Raw genomic sequence first — 4,211 nt, 5'->3', positions numbered from 1 at the left:
ATCAGCAGTGTTTAGTGCATCATGCTGTCGCTGTCGATGGTGGTGATCGCGGCACTGGTGGGCGCCGACGGACTCGGCAAACCGGTGGTCAACGCACTGAACACTGCTGATATCGCCCTGGGCTTCGAAGCAGGCCTGGCGATTGTACTGCTGGCGATCATGCTCGACCGTATCTGCAAACAACCCGACGCCAAAGTAGGGGGTGACGCATGAGCATAATTCGCTTCGAAGACGTCGACGTAATCTTCTCCAAGGATCCACGCGAGGCACTCAAGCTGCTGGATCAGGGCATGACCCGCAACGAGATCCTGAAAAAGACCGGGCAGATTGTCGGCGTGGAAAAAGCCACGCTGGACATCAATAAAGGCGAGATCTGCGTGCTGATGGGCCTGTCCGGTTCCGGCAAATCGAGCCTGCTGCGCTGCATCAACGGCCTCAACACCGTGAGCCGCGGCAAGCTGTTCGTCGAGCATGAAAACCGTCAGATCGACATTGCCTCCTGTACTCCCGCAGAGCTGAAAATGATGCGTACCAAACGCATCGCCATGGTGTTCCAGAAGTTCGCCCTGATGCCGTGGCTGACGGTGCGCGAAAACATCAGTTTCGGTCTGGAAATGCAGGGTCGCCCGGAGAAGGAACGCAAGAAACTGGTCGACGAAAAACTCGAACTGGTGGGCCTGACACAGTGGCGTAACAAGAAACCGGATGAACTCTCCGGCGGCATGCAACAGCGCGTGGGCCTGGCGCGAGCATTGGCGATGGACGCCGACATTTTGCTGATGGACGAACCGTTTTCGGCACTTGACCCGCTGATTCGTCAGGGCTTGCAGGATGAACTGCTGGAACTGCAACGCAAGTTGAGCAAGACCATCGTCTTCGTGAGTCACGACCTTGATGAAGCGCTGAAACTCGGCAGCCGTATCGCAATCATGAAAGACGGCCGGATCATCCAGTACAGCGTGCCGGAAGAGATTGTGCTGAACCCTGCGGACGACTATGTGCGCACCTTCGTTGCCCACACCAACCCGCTCAACGTGCTCTGCGGTCGCAGCCTGATGCGCACGCTGGACAAGTGTAAACGCATCAATGGCTCGGTGTGTCTGGATCCGGGCGGCGACTCGTGGCTGGATCTGGCCGAAGGCAACACTATCAAGGGTGCGCGGCAGAACGGTTCGGTGCTGAACCTGCAGAACTGGGCACCGGGGCAAGCGGTGGAAGGGCTGGAGCGCAAGCCAACGCTGGTGGATTCGAATATCGGCATGCGTGATGCGTTGCAGATTCGTTATCAGACCGGCAACAAACTGGTGTTGCACGATAACAATCATGTGGTGGGAATCTTGGGCGACAGTGAGCTGTATCACGCGTTGCTAGGCAAGAACCTGGGGTAAGAACCCCGGACACAAAAACGCCGCGAGAGGATCGCGGCGTGATCGTTCCCACGCTCTGCGTGGAAATGCAGCCCGGGACGCTCCGCGTCCCACAACAGCGGACGCAGAGCGTCCATTGAGACATTCCCACGCAGAGCGTGGGAACGATCATGCAAAAGGGGCTCAATCGAGCCCCTTTTGTTTTAGCTGTTTAGCTGTACACCCGGCCAAGGAGCTGCCGATGGCTTTCAAACTGATCGAGCACATCGCGTGTGATCTGATCCTGCGTGAAGCCCATCAGGTCGTAATCCTGGCTGCCGTTGTGCAAATACACCTCGGCGCGGTAGTAACGCTGGCGCGCTTCATCGGACTGGGCCGATTCGGTCGGGGTCGCCAGATAACCGTCCAGGCTCACTTCGTAAACGAAAGGGTTGCCCTCTTCCATCTCGATGCGCACGCCCATGCAACGCTTGGATTTACCCAAAAGCGTTTGCACTTCCAGACCCTGCGCACGCATTTGCGCGGCAGCGTCTTCCAGCGCCGGGCTGACCTGCTTGTCCATGAAACGCTGCACCACCGATTGGCTCGGTTGCAGGTCCAGTTGCGTCAGACGCTCGCTGAAACCGCGACGACCGCGTTCAGCCAGTTGCGCCTGCTCCTGTTCGATCTGCACGTCCTGACGCATGGCCTTGTGCAGGCCGAACATGAAGAACACCAGCACCACCGAGAACGGCAGACCGGCCAGCACCACCATGGTTTGCATGGCTTCGAAGTTACCGGCAAACAGCAGGCCGATGGTCACCAGGGTGATCACGACCGACCAGAAGATTCGCAGCCAGTGCGGCGCATCTTCGTCGACGTTGCCGCCCTTGCAGGACAGATTCGCCATCATCACCGCGCCGGAGTCGGCCGGGGTCAGGAACAGCACGAAGCCAACAAAGATCGACACACCGATGACGATTTTCGACGCCGGGTAATGCTCAAGCAACTGATAGATCGCCATCGACGGCTGTTCCAGCGCCGTCTTGCCAAGCTCGACTGCCCCCTGGTTCATCACCAGGTCCAGTGCCGAGTTACCGAAGATCGACAGCCAGGCCAGGGTGAAGCCCAGCGGAATCAGCAGCACGCCAGCCACCAGTTCACGCACGGTACGACCACGGGAAATACGCGCGATGAACATGCCTACGAATGGGGCCCAGGAAATCCACCAGGCCCAGTAGAACAGAGTCCACAGACCCAACCAGCGGTCGGACTTGGCGCTGTCGCCTTCATAGACGTACAGGTCGAACGTCTTCAGCACCACGCCGTTGAGGTAGTCGCCGATGTTCTGCACGAAGCCGTTGAGCAGGTGCAGGGTCGGGCCGAACAGCAGGACGAAAATCAGCAGACCGCTGAACAGCACGATGTTCAGGTTGGACAGACGACGGATGCCGTTTTCCACACCGGACACGGCAGCGATGGTCGCCACGGTGCTCATGACGATGATCACGATCAAAAGGTTGGTGTTGCTGTGCTCCATGCCGAACAGGTTTTCCAGGCCGGAGGACACTTGCAGCGAGCCGATCCCCAGGTTGGTCACCAGACCCAGCAGGGTCACGAACATGCCGAAGCCGTCCACCGCGTGACCGGCCGCGCCTTTGACCCAACGCTCACCGACCAGCGGATACAGCGCCGAACGCAGGGCCAGCGGCTGGTTATGACGGTACGCGAAGTACGCCACGGCCAGACCGACCAGCGCATAGATCGCCCAGCCGTGCAGGCCCCAGTGCAGGAAAGTCAGTTGTACCGCCTGACGCGCAGCCATGTTGGTGGCCGCTGCGCCTTCCGGCGGATTGAAGTAGTGATCCAGTGGCTCGGAAGCGCCGAAATACAGCAGCGAAATACCGATACCCGACGAGAAGAGCATCCCCGCCCAGGCGCCGTAACTGAAATCCGGGGTGTCATCCTTGCTGCCCAGTTTGAGTTTGCCGTACGAGGAAAACGCCAGGCCCACGACAAATACCAGATAGGCGGCAATCACCACCATGTAGTACCAGCCGAAGCTGCGCGACAACCAGGCCTGAGCCACACCCAACAAACTGCCAGCCTCTTTCGGGGCGATCATCAGAATGGCGGTCAACAACAGAATCAGCGCGGTAGAGGTGTAAAACACCCAACCGTTGACCGTCACCTTCTCGGGCGGGGTCTTTATAAGCGAGGCAGAACTCATGGCACAAATGCTCCAGGCAGTGCGAGAGAAGAACACAAGGCAACACGGAACCCGACCAATCGGTTAGTTGGCAGCCGACCGGCGGGTGATATAAAGACACCCCGAAAAAAGCCCGAACCTGCCGAAATGGCGCTGCGAATCGCTTTCGTGGCCAAAGGCATCCGGACGTTCATCCGAAACCTGGCCCTGAGCGTCTTGCCCTTTCAACACGTCCATCGAATCGCGAACCGCGCCATGCCCCATACAGGTTTCAAGCATTTTCGGATGTCGGTTTTATCGCCACTTACACGTAGGAAAAATCTGTAGGCAGCGACGATTTGTCGCAGATCTTATTCTTTGTTGATTGAACGTTCAATCAAAACAAAATAGACTGGCCCTCAATCCGATAGGCGTAATCAGCCGCTCGGAAGGCCTAAGGAGATGTGCAAGATGCCCAAGGTCGGTATGCAACCCATCCGCCGCCAACAACTGATCGAAGCCACGTTGCAAGCGGTCGATCAGGTCGGAATGGGGGACGCCAGCATTGCGCTGATCGCCCGTTTGGCCGGTGTCTCGAATGGCATCATCAGTCATTACTTTCAGGACAAGAACGGCCTGATTGCCGCCACGATGCGGTATCTGATGAACGTCCTCAG

Annotated in this window: 3 protein-coding genes and 1 pseudogene; 3 read left to right on the top strand and 1 reads right to left on the bottom strand. The window is 58.2% G+C overall.

Translation table 11 applies throughout. The features are described 5' to 3' along the window. Positions 1-15 precede the first annotated feature (15 nt). Together ACIONG_RS29930 and choV are read left to right on the top strand one after the other, a co-directional pair. Positions 16-213: pseudogene (locus ACIONG_RS29930) on the top strand (choline ABC transporter permease subunit); the annotation flags it as partial. Next, complete coding sequence (choV, locus tag ACIONG_RS29925) at positions 210-1,388, top strand: choline ABC transporter ATP-binding protein (protein ID WP_016772804.1); 1,179 nt, start codon at positions 210-212, stop codon at positions 1,386-1,388. The pseudogene ACIONG_RS29930 and the gene choV, both read left to right, overlap by 4 nt. Positions 1,389-1,578: 190 nt before the next feature. On the opposite strand, the gene betT is transcribed toward choV, so the two are convergent. Next, complete coding sequence (gene betT / locus ACIONG_RS29920; RefSeq protein ID WP_401304580.1) at positions 1,579-3,576, bottom strand: choline BCCT transporter BetT; 1,998 nt, start codon at positions 3,574-3,576, stop codon at positions 1,579-1,581. A gap of 429 nt (positions 3,577-4,005) precedes the next feature. Here betT and ACIONG_RS29915 point away from each other — a divergent pair. After that, on the top strand, positions 4,006-4,211 hold a 206-nt coding region (locus tag ACIONG_RS29915; protein WP_401304577.1), incomplete at its 3' end, for a TetR family transcriptional regulator.

The sequence above is a fragment of the Pseudomonas sp. NPDC087817 genome (assembly GCF_044742875.1).
Taxonomy (GTDB): Bacteria; Pseudomonadota; Gammaproteobacteria; order Pseudomonadales; family Pseudomonadaceae; genus Aquipseudomonas.
Note: the sequence above shows the minus strand (reverse complement) of the source record. Positions and strands in the feature narration are given on the sequence as shown.